Source organism: Acinetobacter tandoii DSM 14970 = CIP 107469, from assembly GCF_000400735.1.
In the GTDB taxonomy this organism is placed as follows: domain Bacteria; phylum Pseudomonadota; class Gammaproteobacteria; order Pseudomonadales; family Moraxellaceae; genus Acinetobacter; species Acinetobacter tandoii.
Map to the genome: position 1 here is coordinate 749022 of NZ_KE007367.1, position 19013 is coordinate 768034.

The 19013-nt window shown below is 38.5% G+C and carries 20 protein-coding genes; 8 read left to right on the top strand and 12 right to left on the bottom strand.

All coding sequences use genetic code 11. From position 1 onward, the window contains the following. Positions 1-17: 17 nt before the first annotated feature. From cysK to rutD, 8 genes are all read right to left on the bottom strand, one after another. Positions 18-1016 carry a cysteine synthase A gene (gene cysK / locus I593_RS12970; protein WP_016168036.1) on the bottom strand — a complete coding sequence of 333 codons (999 nt, stop codon included), beginning with the start codon at positions 1014-1016 and terminating at the stop codon, positions 18-20. A 156-nt stretch (positions 1017-1172) separates the two neighbouring features. Continuing rightward, a complete protein-coding gene (locus I593_RS12975; RefSeq protein ID WP_016168037.1) occupies positions 1173-2048 on the bottom strand; it encodes an NAD(P)-dependent oxidoreductase in 876 nt (291 codons plus the stop codon). A gap of 22 nt (positions 2049-2070) precedes the next feature. Beyond that, on the bottom strand, positions 2071-3429 hold the full coding sequence (gene rutG / locus I593_RS12980; protein ID WP_016168038.1) for a pyrimidine utilization transport protein G: 1359 nt from the start codon (positions 3427-3429) through the stop codon (positions 2071-2073). Positions 3430-3461: 32 nt separating this feature from the next. Then, positions 3462-4028: an NADH-dependent FMN reductase RutF gene (gene rutF, locus I593_RS12985; RefSeq protein ID WP_016168039.1), complete on the bottom strand. Its 567-nt coding sequence runs from the start codon at positions 4026-4028 to the stop codon at positions 3462-3464. 35 nt (positions 4029-4063) lie between these two features. Continuing rightward, positions 4064-4453, bottom strand: a complete 390-nt coding sequence (gene rutC / locus I593_RS12990; RefSeq protein ID WP_016168040.1) for a pyrimidine utilization protein C — start codon at positions 4451-4453, stop codon at positions 4064-4066. A gap of 15 nt (positions 4454-4468) precedes the next feature. After that, positions 4469-5224 carry a pyrimidine utilization protein B gene (rutB, locus tag I593_RS12995; protein ID WP_016168041.1) on the bottom strand — a complete coding sequence of 252 codons (756 nt, stop codon included), beginning with the start codon at positions 5222-5224 and terminating at the stop codon, positions 4469-4471. Beyond that, positions 5221-6339 (bottom strand): pyrimidine utilization protein A, encoded by a 1119-nt coding sequence (gene rutA, locus I593_RS13000; protein WP_016168042.1) that lies wholly within the window; start codon positions 6337-6339, stop codon positions 5221-5223. The genes rutB and rutA overlap by 4 nt, the downstream gene beginning before the upstream one ends. Positions 6340-6680: 341 nt before the next feature. Then, on the bottom strand, positions 6681-7496 hold the full coding sequence (gene rutD, locus I593_RS13005; protein WP_016168043.1) for a pyrimidine utilization protein D: 816 nt from the start codon (positions 7494-7496) through the stop codon (positions 6681-6683). Positions 7497-7717: 221 nt separating this feature from the next. Between rutD and plsB the strand changes: the two genes are divergently transcribed. The 8 genes from plsB (at position 7718) to I593_RS13040 (ending at position 16937) form a co-directional block, all read left to right on the top strand. Next, positions 7718-10219, top strand: a complete 2502-nt coding sequence (gene plsB / locus I593_RS13010) for a glycerol-3-phosphate 1-O-acyltransferase PlsB (RefSeq protein ID WP_016168044.1) — start codon at positions 7718-7720, stop codon at positions 10217-10219. Between the two features lie 176 nt (positions 10220-10395). Beyond that, positions 10396-10716 carry an ArsR/SmtB family transcription factor gene (locus tag I593_RS13015; protein WP_016168045.1) on the top strand — a complete coding sequence of 107 codons (321 nt, stop codon included), beginning with the start codon at positions 10396-10398 and terminating at the stop codon, positions 10714-10716. A 79-nt stretch (positions 10717-10795) separates the two neighbouring features. Beyond that, positions 10796-12529 carry a SulP family inorganic anion transporter gene (locus I593_RS13020; RefSeq protein ID WP_016168046.1) on the top strand — a complete coding sequence of 578 codons (1734 nt, stop codon included), beginning with the start codon at positions 10796-10798 and terminating at the stop codon, positions 12527-12529. Positions 12530-12756: 227 nt separating this feature from the next. Beyond that, entirely contained in the window at positions 12757-13950 is a 1194-nt protein-coding gene (sstT, locus tag I593_RS13025) for a serine/threonine transporter SstT (protein WP_016168047.1), read from the top strand. Between the two features lie 52 nt (positions 13951-14002). After that, entirely contained in the window at positions 14003-14671 is a 669-nt protein-coding gene (locus I593_RS13030) for a YoaK family protein (protein ID WP_016168048.1), read from the top strand. A 17-nt stretch (positions 14672-14688) separates the two neighbouring features. Beyond that, a complete protein-coding gene (locus I593_RS13035; protein WP_016168049.1) occupies positions 14689-15225 on the top strand; it encodes a DUF2058 domain-containing protein in 537 nt (178 codons plus the stop codon). Positions 15226-15294: 69 nt separating this feature from the next. Further along, complete coding sequence (locus I593_RS20455; protein ID WP_016168050.1) at positions 15295-15447, top strand: hypothetical protein; 153 nt, start codon at positions 15295-15297, stop codon at positions 15445-15447. Positions 15448-15650: 203 nt separating this feature from the next. Next, positions 15651-16937, top strand: coding sequence for a mechanosensitive ion channel family protein (locus I593_RS13040; protein ID WP_016168051.1), 1287 nt, complete (start codon positions 15651-15653; stop codon positions 16935-16937). 101 nt (positions 16938-17038) lie between these two features. Here the strand turns inward: I593_RS13040 and I593_RS13045 are convergent, their stop codons facing one another. From I593_RS13045 to I593_RS13055, 4 genes are all read right to left on the bottom strand, one after another. Next, the gene (locus I593_RS13045; protein WP_016168052.1) at positions 17039-17359 is read right to left on the bottom strand and encodes a hypothetical protein; all 321 of its coding nucleotides are present in this window, start codon (positions 17357-17359) and stop codon (positions 17039-17041) included. A gap of 123 nt (positions 17360-17482) precedes the next feature. After that, a complete protein-coding gene (locus tag I593_RS13050) occupies positions 17483-18094 on the bottom strand; it encodes a LysE family translocator (RefSeq protein WP_016168053.1) in 612 nt (203 codons plus the stop codon). Between the two features lie 278 nt (positions 18095-18372). Then, positions 18373-18567 (bottom strand): hypothetical protein, encoded by a 195-nt coding sequence (locus I593_RS20460; protein ID WP_016168054.1) that lies wholly within the window; start codon positions 18565-18567, stop codon positions 18373-18375. Positions 18568-18779: 212 nt separating this feature from the next. Further along, a complete protein-coding gene (locus I593_RS13055; protein ID WP_016168055.1) occupies positions 18780-19007 on the bottom strand; it encodes a hypothetical protein in 228 nt (75 codons plus the stop codon). Positions 19008-19013 lie beyond the last annotated feature (6 nt).

Below are 19013 nucleotides of genomic sequence, written 5' to 3' on the forward strand. Positions count from 1 at the left end.
ATACTAATCAAACCAACTTAATCAGCCGAAATATCTTCAAACAGAACTGAAGATAAATAGCGTTCACCACTATCAGGTAAAATCACCACAATGTTCTTGCCTGCATTTTCAGGACGAGCTGCCAACTGTGCTGCCGCTGCCATCGCTGCACCGCTAGAAATTCCCACTAAAATTCCTTCTTGAGTCGCAGTTTTACGTGCCCAATCAATTGCATCTTGGCTAGTAATTGCTACAACTTCATCGACTAAATCGAGGTCCAAATTCTTTGGAATGAAGTTTGCCCCAATCCCTTGAATTTTGTGCGGTGCAGGAGTAATTGCTTCACCACGCTTAGTTTGTCCAATAATTGCAGATTCAGCAGGCTCTACAGCAACTGAGTAAATTGGCTGGTTTTTCACTTTTTCAAAGAAACGTGAAATCCCTGAAATGGTACCACCTGTACCCACACCTGCCACTAAAATATCGACCTGACCATTGGTCGCTGCCCAAATTTCAGGACCTGTTGTATCTTCATGAATTTGTGGATTGGCTGGATTTTCAAATTGTTGTGGCAGGAAATAATGTTCAGGTTGTTCAGTCACTAAACGTACCGCTTCATCAACAGCACCTTTCATTCCTTTAGCTGGTTCAGTCAACACTAAGTTTGCACCTAATGCTTTTAACACTTTACGACGTTCAATACTCATGCTTGCAGGCATGGTTAAAGTAATATCATAGCCTTTTGCCGCTGCAACAAACGCTAAAGCAATTCCTGTATTACCACTGGTCGGTTCTACAATATGCATACCTGCTTTTAACACACCACGTTTTTCTGCATCTGCAATCAGTGCCGCCCCAATACGACATTTCACTGAAAAAGCAGGGTTTCGGCTTTCAACTTTGGCAAATACATTTGAACCACCTGAAATGACACGATTAATGCGAACCATTGGTGTGTTACCAATTGCTTCAGCATTATTGCTATAAACCGCGATACCTAAATTATTTGGTGTTGGAAAGGCTGAATCAGTACTCATGTTATATCCCTAAGTTTATTGACTATTTATAACTGAATCATGATACAACCAATTTTGCTGAAATACAGATGGCGCTGAGCATTTTCTGTAGATTTCGTTTTAAAAACCTTCTTTGTGAAGATCTTGATTTCGGCATTTCCCTATGCCGTTTACAGTTTAGACTTCTAAAACTGTTTGGTTCCATTGTTCAAGTACGGAAACTGCTGCTGTAAAATCCATCTGCTCGGCTTGTGCTTTAGGAATTTCCTTAAACAGCGCTTGAATACTTTCAAAAATCGGCACGTTTGAATCCTGCTGTTGCGCTAAATCCAAGCCAATACTAATATCTTTTTGCAGTAAATTTAGGGCAAAGGTTTTAGGGAAACTACGGTTCAATACCTTTTGCGCCATGATGGAATCAGACACTGTACTTTTACCACTTGAATGATTAATACAGTTTAAGGCAGCCTTAACATCAACCAGTTGCTGCTTCAGAATAGTTAACCCCTCCGCCAAAGCCCACAAATGGGTTGCCATCAGTACATTATTCACGGCTTTCACCGCAAAGCCTGAACCGCTACAGCCGACATATTCAACCAAGCCAGCAAATGCAGAAATGATCGGTAAAGCACGCTGATAAGCTTGTTTATTTCCACCCAACATCACGGTTAAGGTTCCCCGTTCCGCACCAATCGTTTGACCAGACACAGGTGCATCTAGATAGGCAACCTGATTTTGCCCAAGCTGCTGAGATAACTTGCGTGCTGAATCTGGCACACCACTGGTACAGTCAATCCAAATACTGCCTGCTTTTGGCGGATATTGTGCAATTAACTGTTCGACATCCGCACTGGTCGGCAAGCAGGAAAATATAAAATCGGCTTGCACGGCTTGTTCCAAATTCACAGCCTGTGTACCAAACTGCTGTGCATGTAGCTCGGCTTTTTCAGTTGTACGGTTCCAGACATACACGGGTAAACCCAGTTTTGGCAGATGGGAAGCCATATGCCAACCCATCGCACCTAATCCAATAAAAGCAATACTTTGACTCAATTTCTCTCTCCAATCAGGCTCATTAAGAACCTTGTGCAACACTGCTGTTCGCTTGGCTTTCCACACTTTGAACTTTTGCTACAGTCTCTTCACCACGGTTTAAAAATAGGTTAAGTAGAATTGCTGCCAGTGTTGCGGTACCAATACCACCCAAGTCAAATGATCCAATGTGTAAACTGAAGTTTCCTGCACCCATAATTAAACTTACGGCTGCAATAATTAAGGTGCTGTTTTGGGTAAAATCAACTTTGTTATCGACCCAGATTTTTGCTCCAGCGACGGTAATTAAGCCAAATACAACGATAGATGCCCCGCCTAAAAGTGCGACGGGAATGGTACTGATCACCGCACCAAACTTTGGTGATAAGCCAAGTAAAATGGCGAAGATCCCTGCGACTACAAAAATGGTGGTTGAATACACTTTAGTGACGGCCATTACGCCAATGTTTTCTGCATAGGTGGTCATGCCTGTACCACCAACCGAAGCGGATAAAGAGGTACACACACCATCTGCGAAAAATGCACGCCCCATATACGGCGACAGGTTTTTTCCCGTCATGGCTGAAACAGCTTTGAAATGTCCCAAGTTTTCCGCCACTAAAATAATCGCGACAGGTGCAATCAGTAACATAGCATTTGCGTTAAAGACGGGTGCATGGAACGTCGGTAATCCAAACCATGCAGCATGGCCAATAATTGAGAAATCAATCGGTTTACCCCAACCCATGACATTCGCAAGCAAGAAGTACACAAAATAAGCAGAACACAGCCCAATCAGTAACAACAACCGACGCACCATGCCACGAGTAAACACAGCAACAGCACTAATACAGACAATGGTAATCACCGCCATCCACGTGTCAAATGTATTGGTAGATACACTTTTAATGGTAATGGGTGCAAGGTTTAAACCAATGATCATCACAATCGCACCTGTGACAATCGGTGGCATCAACTTTTCGATCCAACTTGTTCCCGTCTTCATCACCACAAGACCAATACCGGCATACACCAGGCCACAAGCAATTGTTCCCCCAAGGGCCAAAGCGATGTTCGGATTCGAGCCTGCACCTGCGTAACCTGTTGCTGCTGCAACTGCCCCAATAAAGGCGAAACTGGAGCCCAAATAACTTGGCATACGACCGCCCGTCATCAGGAAGAATAAAATCGTGCCTATCCCTGTAATGAAGATAGTTAAGTTGGGATCAAAACCCATCAGCAACGGTGCCAACACCGTTGCTCCAAACATGGCAAAAGCATGTTGTAAGCCTAGAATGATACTGCGACCGACAGGTAAATATTCATCAATTTGAACAGGTGTTGTATCTAAATCGCCTTGGTAAGGCTTAAATTTTGGAAACCACGATTGTTTTTCTTGCATGGGTTTCCCCTCCTTCTTATAGGGTTTGTTCTTTAGCACATACGGTGTGGTTCACAATAAGCACGGTTAAAATACATCAACGCATTTAAGCCCTGATTGTGTTGAATTGCTTTGACCTGACAGAACAAAACATCATGACTCCCCACACTCATGCTTTGTACAATTTCACAGTCAAAACTAATCAAGGCATCCTGTAAAACAGGCGCCTGAGTAGCCAACGTTTCCCACTGACCCGCAGCAAAGCGTTCAGGCATTGGCGTTTTGCCACCAAAAACATTGGAAAGTGTCATTTGATGTGAAGCTAAGGTATTCACACATAACACTTTATTGGTCTTAAAAGTCTCAAATACAGATGCAGAACGATTGAGGCACACCAATAAGGTCGGTGGTGTATCAGTCACACTACATACGGCAGATGCGGTAAAACCTGCGACACCTGCGGGTCCAGAAGTAGTAATCACATTCACTGCTGCCCCCAGATTTGACATGCCTTCGCGGAATGCTTTCTGATCGACTTCAATATGCGTAGTTTTTTGCGTGTTATAGAGTTTTTCTAAACATTCTTCTTTGATTAAACTTTTGAGTAATTCTGCATTCATGTTCGTTCTCCTGTAGGGGCTGATCTCGCTACTACCTAAGCAGTAGCGACATGGGCAACACTGGCTATTTCAACGAGGGCATCAGGCTTCACCAAACCAACCTGAATGCAGTAACGTGCAGGCTTATCCCCTGGGAAATACTCGGCATAGACTTGATTAATCGCCGCATAATCTGCCCAATCTTTGACAAAAATATGGTTAAAGGTCACATCATCCATACTTCCACCTGCTTCTTTCAATACTGATTGAATGGTTTCTAAAATATGTCGTGCTTGAGCAGCCGCATCTCCAACATGAACTACATTGTTATTTTCATCAAAAGCCAATGTGCCTGAGACATACACAATATTGTCTGCCTTGGTGGCTGGGACATAGGGTGCTAAAGGTTTTGAGGTTCCTGCTGGAATAATGACTTGTTTAGGCATGTTGATCGCTCCGTATTAGGCAGATTTTGCAAGTTGGTCGGTATTAGGAACAAAGGTATCGATAAAACTTTGTGTATCTGACACCCAGCCAAAGAAGGTTTTAATGTTGTAGAGACTCGCCGCTTGCATTTCTGCTGGACCCGCCTGATAACAGGCATCTTTTAATGCCACCCCGAAGTACTCGAGGAAAAAGCCATCTCTTAAGGTCGATTCCACGCAAACATTGGTCGCAATACCCACGAAAACCAAATTACGGATACCACGGGCGCGTAACATGCTGTCCAATGCGGTATTGAAGAAACCGCTGTAACGAGGTTTTTCAATGACAAGGTCTTGCGCTAAGGGTTGTAATTCATCGATCAGTTCAAAATCCCAACCGCCTTTTGCCAGTAATTTTCCTTGAAGTTCAGGCTGCTTACGCATAGTTTTGAGCGCATTAGATTTATGAAAATTTGGTGAACCGCGCCCTCCAGCTTCTACATATTGATCATCCCAGCCGTTTTTAAAGTAAATCACTTGAATATTGGCTGCATGTGCCGCTTCGACCGCCTTTTTAATGTTCTGTACTACAGGTTGGGTCGCAGAAACATCAAAACCTGCCAAATCCAAATAGCCACCCATGGAGGTATAGGCATTTTGCATATCAATCACAATTAACGCCGTTTGCTCAGGTGCAAACTGAATATTTTCTGGTTCTGCTTTTAAGGTTTTGCCTTGCCCCGTAGCTTCGGTAAAATCACTGATGACTGTATGTGTATTGACTTGGCTCATGCTGATTTCTCCAAAACTGTGATAGGTGCTTGTTCCGCCAGATCCATCACAACGTGTTGACGGCATTGCATAAGCGGTTGAATTTTTTGACCAAAATCTTCGACGCCCTGAACGAAATCATCAAAAGTTAATAAAATGCCTTCTGTACCTTTAATTTCGCCAATTTCATCCAACATTGCTGCGACTTTTTCATAAGAACCGACCAAGGTGCCCATGTTGATATTGACGGGAGATACGCTCGATGCCATTTGGCGAATATTGGTATCGGTTCCTGAAGTGGTGTCTTTGCCGCCTTGATTCATCAGCCAGTTAATTGCTTCCATATCTGCACCATCGTTATAGCTTTGCCATTTCGCCAATGCTTCTTCATCAGTTTCAGCAGCAATCACCATAAACAACACATAAGTTTGAACATCACGTCCTGTTTTATCAGTATGTGCTTTTAGGCGATCATTGATTTCTGCATAAGCGGTTGGTGTGTTTAAACCTTTACCAAAGACAAAGTTGTAATCTGCATATTGCGCAGAAAATGCGAGTCCAGTATCAGATTGACCTGCACAGATAATTTTCATATCCGCTTGTGGAGTTGGGCTGACACGACAATCTTGCATTTCAAAATGTTCACCTTTGAAATCTGACTTACCTGTAGCCCACAGTTCCCGAAGAACTTGGACATATTCAGATAAATAGTCATAGCGCTTACCAAAATACTCATCACCTGGCCACATACCCATTTGTGTATATTCAGGCGCTTGCCATCCAGTCACTACATTTAAGCCAAAACGACCATTTGAAATGGAGTCAATAGTCGAGGCCATACGCGCAACAATTGCAGGTGGCATCACCAAAGTTGCTGCGGTTGCATAAATTTTAATTTTGCTGGTAACTGCAGCTAAGCCTGCCATAAGTGTGAACGTTTCTAAGTTGTGATCCCAAAATTCAGTTTTGCCACCAAAGCCACGCAGTTTGATCATGGACAACGCAAAATCGAAACCATAATGCTCAGCACGTTGTACAATTTTTTTGTTGAGTTCAAAGCTCGGCATGTACTGTGGCGCATTTTCAGAAAGTAACCAGCCGTTGTTCCCGATTGGGCAAAAAACACCTATTTTCATGTGTTACATCCTCATTCAATTATGAAATTTCTCAAAACCTATACCCTGTTATTCTTTGGGATATAAATTTTTATATTCTTGATTTTGTGATTGCATGGAGTGTGCCAACTTTTTAAATTCATTTAATATCAACAATTTGAAACCATTAATAATTTTATGTATTTTACCAATGGGTAAAATCACTATTTTTTTCATGCACTTTTTTTGTGATTCATGATCTAAATTCGTGCACTTTTTTGACCAAATGGAAAAATAATCACAATAAAAAAGGCACTGAGCTAAGCAGTGCCTTTTTGAATTTTTATATCAACCTATAGAATGCTAGAGATGAACCTCGGTTGTTAACTTGCAGCTAATTTTTCAGCAGATTTCTTCACCAATTTTTCTAATAACAATTGATTGAATATTTCAGGTTGTGTAACCGTTACCGCATGCGCACCCTGCGGCAGCACATCTAATTCAGCATATGGAAATAGCTGTTTTAATTGATAACTTTGTTGATACGGCACCAGAAAATCATCTTCAGTCGCGATTAAATACAGTGGAATTTTATTTAAACTTGAAATCGTTTCAGCCTCCAGTTCATAACGCATTAAAGCTTTAAGTCGGGTGAAGACATTAATTAAAGGAGGAAATTGTTCAATCTGCTTATTTTCCTGAATTTCTAGATCTGAAATATGTGCCGAAATCCATGCTGGCGGATATAAGAACAATGCTTGCGCTCGGACATACGCTTCGACACCTACATACTGTAATAATGCGATTCGTGTACTAAAGCACTTGTGTGTATGCGCATCTAACTGTTGCCAGCCATTGATAACCGTGAGTGACAACATAGTTTTTTCAGATTTTTCGAGTAAAACGGCCAATTCCGCCCCAATAAAACCACCCAACGCATGCCCAACAAAATGGAATTCTTGAATATTCAATATAGATAATAAATCCATGACCTGTTTGGCTAAGTCAGTCATACTGTAGTTTTCATCAAGGATCGCTGCATTTTTATGGCAACCTTCTTGGTCATAAATCACCACATGAAAATTTTGTTGTAATGCTTTTATTTGCGGTGTCCAAAACTGTCCATGTCCACCCAAACCCGCCGATAAAATGATATATTCAGCGGATATTTTTTGTGATGGAAAAACCTGATAATGCATAATAATTGACCTCTAAGAAAAATGTATTTCCTAGCGTTCAGCAAAAAACATGCCCATTTACTTTTTTTCAATAATTCAAACAACGTTTTGATCTTTATTGTCGTATTTTCTAAAGATACGATCTGTTACATGCTTTATGTTCTATTTAGCATCAAAAGCATTTGTATTCTTAGACAAGATTGAACAAAATAATCTCCGAAACATGGTTCATAGGAATAACAATGTCCAATAAAGGTTATCGCCAATTTTATCGTCAACTCACACAGAAAATTCTAAATAAAGTGGTGAGTCCACAAGTATTAGGCACGACCTCTGAACTAGAACAGCAATATTCAGCTTCGTCCGACACCCCTATTTGCTATGTATTACAAGATGCTTCTCTCAGTAATGCTGTATTGATTGATCATGAAGCGCAAAAGAGACAGTTACCTTCAGTCTATCAACCTTTAAAGATTGGAACGGTACAAGAAGAAGATTCCATTTTAGTTTTGAATGAAAAGAACCATCTTAAACAAGGATTACATTATCCTGCGAAACTTATTCATTTAATTGAAGTTCTGGATAAAAACCCAGAATTGGATGTCGATTTAGTACCTGTGACTATGTTGTGGGGACGTGCACCAGAATACGAAGATTCTTGGTATAAAGCCTTATTTGCTGATGCATGGTCAACACCATCTCCACTCAAACAAGCCATGAATATTTCATTGTATGGCCGTGAAAACTATCTAGAGTTTCATAAGCCACTTTCTTTAAGAAAGTTACTTACTGAAGCGCAGGAATTGAGCCCGAATTTCTCGCCTGCTCACTACATAATGAAAGAGCTGAATGCCAACTTTAATAAATATAAAGAGGCAATTTTAGGGCCAGACTTATCTGACCGTCGTAATGTCATTAATAACCTTTTGATTAGTGATAACGTTAAACATGCCATTCGGAAAGAAAGTATTGATGAAAATATCAGTATGTTTGAAGCTGAGCATCGCGCACGTCGATATTTAACTGAAATTGCTTCTGACTTTTCCTATTCCACGTTACGCTTTGGCTATCTTGCTTTAACCAAATTATGGACTCAACTTTATGATGGTATTGAAGTTCATAACTTTGATACCGTACGTGAATTGGCTCAGGACTATGAAATTGTTTATACCCCCTGCCATCGTAGCCATATTGATTACTTGTTACTGTCTTATGTAATTTTTAATCGTGGTTTGATGGTGCCGCACATTGCCGCAGGTATTAACCTGAATTTACCGATTGTCGGTCAATTGTTCCGTGGTGCGGGTGCTTATTTTATTCGCCGTAGCTTTAATGGTAATGAACTGTATACTTCTGTATTTAAAGAATATTTACATAGTCTACTGATGCGTAATACCCCTTTAGAATATTTTATTGAAGGTGGACGTTCACGTACAGGGTTATTGTTACCAGCCAAAAAAGGCATGTTGTCGATGACCATTCAAAGTCACTTAAGAGGCAATTCCAAGCCTATTGTCTTTATCCCAACTTACTTTGGTTATGAAAAATTATTGGAAGGAACTTCATACCTAAATGAACTCAGTGGCAAACCTAAAGAAGCTGAATCACTTTGGGGAATTTTAAGTTCTGCACGCAAAATTGAGAAAGTGTTTGGTCAAGTTTATGTTAACTTCGGCGAACCTGTTTTTCTAAATGATGTATTAAAACAGCAAGATGCTGAAAATATTAAACTAAAAATCAATGATAAACTGCCCGCTTCAGTGGTTAATACTGTTGATCAAACAGCACAATCGATTTTAGAAAATATCAATAAAGCTGTGGTGATAAACCCGATATCTATTATTTCTTTAATTTTATTGAATGCTCCAGAGCATCAATTGACTGAATCAAGTTTAGTTGCAACGCTTGATCAATATCGTAAATTACTGGAACAGAATCGGTATGATGACCGCATGATCATTTCTGGGCTTTCTAGTGCAGACATCATTCAATATGCTGTGAAGTTAAAGCAAGTTGAAATTCATCATCAAAATTCAGAAACGTGGGTTCGTGTTGCCGACAGCCAAAAAATTCTATTAAGTTATTTTAGTAATAATATTCTGCACTGCTTTATTTTAGCTTCGCTAGTGGCACGAATTATTCAGCATCATGAAAAAATTGAAATTTCTGAGTTAATTCAATTGGCACAGTCTTTATATCCATTTATTCAAGAAGAATTTTTCTTAAAATGGCAGCTTGAAGATGTCGAAATTCAGATACATGCTATTTTAGATCATTTTGAGGATGCCGAGTGGATTGAGCGTGATGCTAGCCACGTTATGCAATCATCAACGGAAAGCACAGGATTACAGACACTCGCTGCCTTATCCGAGCGTAGTTTAAATAACTTTATTGTGATGCAGAGCATAATCTCTCACTATGCAAATACGCAAACATTCTCAGAAAAAGTGTTCGAAAAAATGGCAAAAGCTGCATTGCAGCAGCTAAGCCAAAATCAGGTTATTACTCAAGGTTACTATTTTGATAGTGCAACTTTAAAAGGTTATTTAACGACCTTGAAAAAGCTAGGACTTGCCGAAATTACCCGTGAGCATCTACTACTGGCTCCAGATTTTGTACCCCAAATGCAACATCGTTTAGCATGGTATGCGCAAGATCACCAAGATGCATTTGACCATGCGACACAATTTAATGAAAAAGAATTGAAAAATTTTTATGACAGTATAAAGGTCAAAAAAAGTTAAGTTCGATGTTTAACAGGCATGTGATTGAAGTCGAATGACATGCCCGTTACATACGGCCCTTATAAATAAATCTGATAATTGTTTTCATTAAAAACCATCGACATTGAAATCTTAGCTACATGTAATCTCTACGTTGTACGCTTATAATATCAAACTGATTTTAGTGAGGCGTTCTAATGGAAAATGATTTTGAAATTACATCAATGCGTAATTCCGCTGAGCATGTTGTGAGTATTTTAAAATCACTAGCCAATACTGACCGTTTACTGATTTTGTGTCATTTAGCCAAACAAGAACTGAATGTGTCTCAAATTGAACAAATCACACAAATTACCCAACCTACACTTTCTCAACAACTGATGATGTTAAGAAAAAGTGATGTGGTTAGCACACGCCGTGACGGCAAGCAAATTTTTTATTCAATTAAAGATGAAAAATTAGTACAGGTTTTACAGACTTTATATGAACTGTATTGTACCAAGTCTGTATTAAGTTAAATAAAATCATTATTCTATTTCTCATTATTACTGTGATTTCTGTGCATAATATATTCAAATTTGCGCTTTAGATCAGTCTATGTCTAATTCAAAGAAATCATACTCGAAGTATTTTCCAGCTTATATTTGGCTTGCAGATTATAGTTTCGCTAAATTCAAATCTGACCTACTTTCCGCACTCATTGTAATCGCAATGTTAGTACCACAAGGTATGGCATATGCAATGCTTGCTGGCTTACCACCAATTATGGGCCTATACGCTAGTATGTTGCCCATGATTGTTTATGCTTTTTTTGGCAGTAGTCCGACACTTTCGATTGGCCCCGTGGCCATTATTTCGATGATGACTTTTGCCACACTGACCCCATTTTTTGAGGTAGGTTCGGAAGCTTATATCCAAGCAGCCTGTTTACTGGCGATGATGGTTGGGACTATTTCTTTTTTATTGGGCATCTTTAAATTCGGATTTCTCATCCAACTGATTAGCCACCCTGTCATTCATAGCTTTATCATTGCCTCTGCGCTACTCATTGCTTTAGGGCAAATCAAGTTCTTACTGGATATTCCGCTGCAATCCAATAACATTCTTGAATTGATCGTTAGCTTTTATCAACATGTAAACCAAACACATTGGGGTACTTTGCTATTTGGCATGGCAGCTATGCTGTTGTTAATTTATATACCCAAATTGCTCAACTTAAGTCATATCCAACAACGGTTTAAATTTTCAACATTTCTAATTAAAGCAATACCGCTATTTCTCGTTGTTTTTTCAATTGCTTTGGTTTCTGTTTTTCAACTTGAAAGTATTGGAATCAAAACAGTAGGCGAAATTCCATCTGGCTTTCCACCGTTAAGTATTCCAAACTGGAACTGGGATTTAGTGCTGCAACTTCTGCCAGGAGCCAGCATGATTGCCATGATTAGCTTTGTAGAATCACTTTCAATTGCTCAGGCAACTGCTTTGCAGCAACGCAGCGCATTAAATAGCAATCAGGAACTGATTGCTCTTGGACTTTCCAACTTAAGCGCAGGTATAAGCTCTGCTTTTCCAGTGACTGGAAGTTTGTCACGTACCGTCGTAAATGCCGATGCAGGTGCCAAAACACCGATGGCAGGTATTTTATCGTCCTGTTTTATAGTGGTTGTCAGCTTATTCTTTACGGTTTTTTTTAAAAACCTCCCTTTAGCCATTCTTGCTGCAACCATTATAGTGTCAATTTGGAAACTGGTTGATTTGAAACCATTTTTGGAAACATGGCATTACTCTAAAGCAGATGGGATTGCCATGTGGATTACTTTTTTTGCTGTGATTTGCATTGATATTTCTACAGGATTAATTTTAGGGGTTATTTCAACCTTTCTATTAATGCTCTGGCGTATTAGTCGTCCGCATATGGCTGTCATTGGATTGGTGGAAGGTACACAACATTTTCGGAATCAGCAGCGTTATCCTGTCAAAACTGTAGATACAATTCTCTCCCTACGGATTGATGAAGGCTTGAACTTTTTAAATGCCAGTAGTTTTAAAAGCTTCTTTATTAATGCGGTCAGTGAACAGAAACATGTGCAATTTGTAATCGTAAATTGCTCTGGGGTAAGTAGTATTGATTATAGTGCCTTGGAAGTATTAGAAGAATTAGATGCTGAACTGCATAAACTTAATATCGAACTTCATCTTTCTGAAGTTAAAGGTCCTGTAATGGATAAACTGATTCATTCCCGACTGTATGAAAAGTTAGATGGACGAATTCATTTAACCCATTACCAAGCCATTCAGGCTTTAAATCCAGAATTTTTAAGTTCAACTTGAAAAGCTAAGTAAATAATTTCAAAGCTGTTATTACAGATAAAATGCATTAAAAACCGTTTTTTGCAATAAAATTCTGTTTTTTGTCATTTTAAATCAGAAAATATCAACTTTAAAAAGAATAAGTTAGTTTTTATATCAAAATATCTTTTATTCATTTTAAATTTTAGGTATAGAATTGCACACTTAATTTTAACTCTCTGCCCTCGTAATACTGACAAGGCTAACCTATGTTTTCAGCTTTTGCGCGTTTAAGTTTAGTTACGCGAATCCTCATCGCCATTATTTTAGGGATGGTCGTTGCCTTTGTATTCCCTAATGCTGCTCCTTACTTGAGCCTTTTAGGTGACTTATTTATTAAGGCCCTAAAATCCGTTGCGCCTATTTTAGTTTTCGTTTTGGTCATGGCCTCCATCTCCAACTTTAAAGTTGGACATAGTGCAAACCTTCGCCCAATTATGATCTTATATGCGGTGGGTATGTTACTTGCTGCATTTAGTGCAGTGGCTGCGAGCTTGGTTTTTCCGAGTACGTTATTTTTGGACATTCCTGCACAGGGTGAATTACAACCACCAGGAAACTTGGCAGAGATTTTAAAGAATTTACTTTTAAGTTTTATTGCGAACCCAGTTACAGCAATTAGCGAAGCAAACTTTATTGGTATTTTAGCTTGGGCGATCGCACTAGGTGTAGCTTTCCGTCATGCACATGACAGCACCAAAGTGTTTATTGCAGATGCTGCAAACGCAGTAAATCATGTTATCCGTGTTGTAATTAACTTTGCCCCTGTCGGTATTTTTGGTTTAGTCGCAGTTACATTTGCAGATTCAGGTTTAAAAACCTTGTCAGCTTATGCGCAGCTTTTAGCTGTATTGCTTGGAACAATGTTCTTTGTTGCATTGGTGATTAACCCAATTTTAGTTGCTTTAACAACTCGTCAAAACCCTTACCCTCTAGTATTCCAGTGCTTACGTGAAAGTGGAATTACTGCATTCTTTACGCGTAGTTCGGCTGCAAATATTCCCGTCAATCTTGATTTAGCAAAACGCTTAGGAGTAAACGAAGCTACAGCCAGTGTTGCCATTCCTTTGGGGGCGACAGTCAATATGGCAGGTGCATCAGTGACTATTACGGTATTAACTTTAGCAGCAGTCCATACTTTAGGTATTTCTGTAGATTTCACAACTATGATGATTTTATCTGTTGTGGCATCAATCTCAGCATGTGGTGCTTCAGGCGTTGCAGGTGGTTCTTTGTTATTAATTCCAGTTGCATGCGGATTATTTGGTATTACTTCAGATATCGCAATGCAGGTGGTGGCTATTGGTATGGTTATTAGTGTACTACAAGACTCAACAGAAACAGCATTAAACTCGTCTACAGACGTTTTATTTACTGCAGCAGTTGATCGTGCGTCACGTTAATACTATTTTATAAATAATCATTTAGACAACTCTTGGATGGTTGTATCGCGATATGCCATTTCAAACTTTACCACTTTGGATGCAATTTGGGGCATTCTTTCTCGCAACCAATGCGGGCATGATTAATGTCCTCGGACTGGTGACCGTATTACACCAGTCCGTTTCTCATATGACTGGAAATGTCAGTATGTTGTCGATGGCAATTGTCCATTGGGAACCTGCGTCAATTCTCTATCTTCTTCTCGTCATCCTGTGTTATGTCGCAGGGTCTTGCTATAGTGGACTGATACTGGGAAATGGCAATTTTCAATTGGGACGGCGCTACGGTGTTCCGCTCAGTTTGGTTGCTTTCTTTATTCTGCTGTGTTGGTTACTTTTGCCCTATTTTCCACGTTATGCCTTATTGTGGGCATGTGCTGCTATGGGCGTTCAAAATGCAATGGTCAGCCATTATAAGGGGACAATTATTCGTACCACACACTTATCCGGTGTTTTGACGGATCTCGGACTCGCATTAGGCTATGGACTGAGAGGTTTAAACGTCGGCCGACGGCGAATTATTTTACATTTGCTTATTTTATTTGGCTTTCTACTGGGTGGACTGGTTGCAAGCCTGATTTATCCTTATTTAAAATTAGACGCATATCTCATTCCAGTCGGTTTAAGTTTCTTCTTAAGTCTAGTGTACTGGATCATTTACTTTAAACATCGTCATCATTAACCCTTTTGGAATTTCTTATGGTTAAAAATGCTTTACAGGCACAGTTATTAAAAGCGGGTCTGGTAGACAACAAAAAGGCAAAAAAACTGTCTAAACAAGCGGTGCATGAGCAACGTACTGGGCAAAATGATGATGCTGAAATCAAAGCAAAAATTGCTCAAGATAAACAAGATAAAATGGCAAAAGACCAAGCTCTTGAACAAGAAAAGAAAAGCATCTTACAAGAGAAAGAATTAAAAGCTGCAATTGTACAAATGATTCAGCAACACAAAATTAAAGACGTTGCTGGTGATGTGGTCTATCAATTTATTGATGACTCAAAAATCAAAAAAGTGTATTTACAGCAGCAAATATATAACGCCTTGGTTTCTGGTAGTTTAGTGATTGCGAAGGATCTAGACAGTTATGCATACTTGCCTAAAGCACTGGCAGATCGTATTAATGAAAAAATGAAAGGCTTCATTATTGTGAATAATTCTGAAAAGAATGAGCAAGTAACAGATGAAGAAGATCCTTATGCAGCGTATGTGATTCCAGATGATTTAATGTGGTAATCAAAATCAAAAGGGCGTCATTTAGACGCCCTTTTCAATAATGATAAAAAATATCTTTAGGACTTCATCGTGGCTTTTAACACTGCTGAAGTATTGGAATTGAGCATTTCTACTGATTTTGACGTAAGTGAAGAATTATTCGTCTATGATTGCAAGGGTTTAAATCTTCAAGATATTGATTTGAAAATATATTCTAGTGATCGCCACGAAAAAAGAGAATAACTAATATCTATCTTATTCAACGCTTTGAATAAATTCCCATATTTGTTTAATTATTTTAATAAGAATGGGCCGTATTCAGAATTTTTAGCGCATCAAAGAACACTGAAAAATAATGATATGTTTAAAAAATGTTATTCAACTTCAATCAAAAGCTATTAATTTATAAAATATCAATTAAGTAAAAAATTACATTGAGGAAAATTTTGGAGCATTTCACTTTTATTGAACGTATTACAGCGTGGTCAAATCAATATGCTTGGTTAGATATGTTTTTATCATTAAGTCTATTGATATTACTCGCGATTTTAACCAATTTTATTGCGAAAAAAGTTGTTGTTCGCGGTATTCGTAAAGTGATCTCCAAATTAAAGTTTGCCAATCATGATATCGTTACTCAGCATCATGTCATTAGTAGAATTGCCAATATTGTTCCTGCTCTAGTCATCATGAATGGGATTGTGGCCATCCCTCATCTATCTGTGAAAATTATTAGCTTGGTTCAAATGGCAGCCCAAGCTTTTATCTTTCTTACTTTTGCACTTGCAATCGGTGAAAGTTTAAATATCTTTAATGCAATTTATCAGCGTAACCCCAAGTCTAGAAACAAGCCGATTAAAGGCTATTTACAGTTGGTGAAGCTGGTCATATTTGTGGTCTGTGCTTTGATGATTATTGGTACATTCTTAAAAAAAGATGTATTCACCTTGTTGGCTGGTTTTGGCGCTATGGCTGCCGTATTAATGTTGGTGTTCCAAAATACCATTTTATCCTTAGTGGCTTCTGTACAAATTTCATCTTATGACATGGTCCGCATTGGAGATTGGATTGAAATGCCTTCTTTAAATGCGGATGGTGATGTCATTGATATGTCATTACATACAGTCACCGTTCAGAATTTTGACAAGACTTTTACCACCATTCCAACCAATAAACTGGTGACCGACACCTTTAGAAATTGGCGTGGTATGGCGCAGGCAGGTGTACGTCGTATAAAACGTTCGATCTTTATCGATCAAAGTAGCGTGCACTTTATGAATAAGGAAGAACAACAGAAATTGAAGGAATTCTTACTCCTAGATCAGTATTTAAATACGAAACAAGAAGAACTAGAAGAGTTTAATTTGCAACTCTCAAATCAAGCCGTTTATAACCAACGTCGTTTGACCAATTTGGGTACATTTCGTGCCTATGTCGAGTTCTATTTAAAACAACATCCTGGTATCGCTCAACATCAAACTATAATGGTACGTCAATTACAACCAACCAGCGAAGGTCTACCTCTGGAAATTTATAGTTTTGCCAACACTACGGTGTGGAAAGATTATGAAGCCATTCAAGCCGATATTTTCGATCATTTAATTGCAATTTTACCTGAGTTCGGTTTAAGAATTTACCAAGCGCCGTCTGGTTCCGATATGAAAGTTTTAGCACAACATTCGGTACATGCACCGAATGACTACCTGCTAGACCGTACTAAATCGCATATCTAATCGTATGTATCCCCTTGCTTTTTGTGAGGGGATTTTTTAACTCAAATGTACTATTCAAGGAATCAGTAAAAATACTTGATTTAAATTGTTCTGCCTGAAAATTATTCACTGACTTCAGCATGTTCACAATAATCAAAATATTCTAATTTAAAACTTTCTACGGCTTGCTGCTTTTGGGCATCGTTGAGAAGTATAGGTAAATCATAAGCATCTTCTACAATTGCCTCATACAACTCTCTTGCACCATCTTCATATTCAAGTGCAATACTTTTTTGGACACTGAGAGGCACATCATCTTGTCTTTCTTGCATCACATTCCCTGCGACAATCGCAATTGCTTCGCAGAGGCTGATATTGTCTTGAACAGAGGCAAATAGCGCGCCAGAATACAAACAGCAGAAACACATTATTATTATTTTCATAATGCACCTGTTTTATATGCTTTAGTTGTATTTTAACAAGCAAAATGTGAAGCTGTTGTAATTTCTTGTTGGACCAAAACGAAGTTACCCGCCCTTCATTTTGTTCTGTTCCTCAACTTTGAACTAACGCTTACTCATTACAAGCTTGATAGCAAATAACAAGAAAATAGTTCCTGTGATTTGATCTAAACGTCGAACAATTTTGGGTTGTTTCAAAAATCTGGAAATTGGCTGCATCATGAAAATAAGTATGCTTGACCAAAGTAAACCCAATACAACATGTATCGCAACCAGTCCCATAATCCAGAAAAATGGGGTTACATCGCTAGGAATAAACTGCGGTAAAAAAGTGACATAAAACAGTCCAACCTTAGGATTAAGAATGTTGCAGAAAAAGCCTTTAAGAAAATAGTTGGTTGTTTTCTTAATTTCTATTTGATTTTCTAAATGACTGCGTGGCTTTATTAATAACTGTAGTCCTAACCAAGCCAAATAAGCTGCCCCTATCCACTTTAAACAGTTAAAAGCGAGTTCTGAGGTGGCTAATAATGCGCCTAGTCCACATGCAACAATAATCCCCCACACCATACATCCAAAGCTAATTCCTAATGCCGTTTGAAAAGCACTTTGACGGGTTTCAAGCGAAGCTGTGCGAATAATTAACGTGGTATCTAAACCAGGCGTAATCGTTAAAATAATAATCGCTATAGTAAAGGGTATGAGTATTTCAAGCATGTCTAACTCACTTTTTAAGTATGAGTACAATGAATAGTGGATTCATTCCGATTTGGCAAGTTTTTACTTAAGCCTTTAATATAAAAAGTATTGTAATAAAGATAGTATGAACACTTCATTCTACTTTTAAGAATTTGCAAGCAGCCAACCTTACATTCAGACCAAGTATTTCGGTAGCGAAATTAATTCTGTAGCAAATGCAGAAATTAATGAATAAGGTCTACCTAAGTAGACCTTATTCGATATTTTTTGAAGAGCGGGTAAAGATGAAAAGAAAATTAATGTGTATTTTTTACTTCCCAAACAGAAGTGACTTCAGCACCGTCTATAATAAAATCAACAACGAGACCATCAATCGGTAAATTATTCGGATCATTCCATTGCTCTACAGCAAAATAGAACCATTCACCACATTCATCACGAATCATCCCCAATTGTGTTTGGGAGTCGTATCGTTCTACACTTCCTCTCATATTGTCACCTTTATTATTGATTCAATTATTTAAGTTAACAATTACAGGATTTTAAAGTTATCAATAAACCTGTATCGATAAAAATATTATCATCTTTTTTTCAAAAAATACGATGCTTTGCACATTCTTTTAATAATTTTCGACTGTGTCTGCTATGTTGCAACAAATTTTAATCGAAATCACTTTCGTCTATTTTCAACTCAATTGTCTCATTATTTCACTTGAAAATAGTGTTTATCCGTGACTAAGGTAATTTTGAGTTTTTTATAAAATCTAACGATTGGATTTTCAGTCCCTTTCATGATCTGGTCTGCGAATTTATCATCTTGCATAAGCACCGCGTAAGTTTTATAGCCAAAAACTAACTCGCTTGGTATCTTTCCACTTTGTGTAAATTCATCAATTTGCTTATTTATTTTCTTCACCGATAAATCATTCATTGGGTT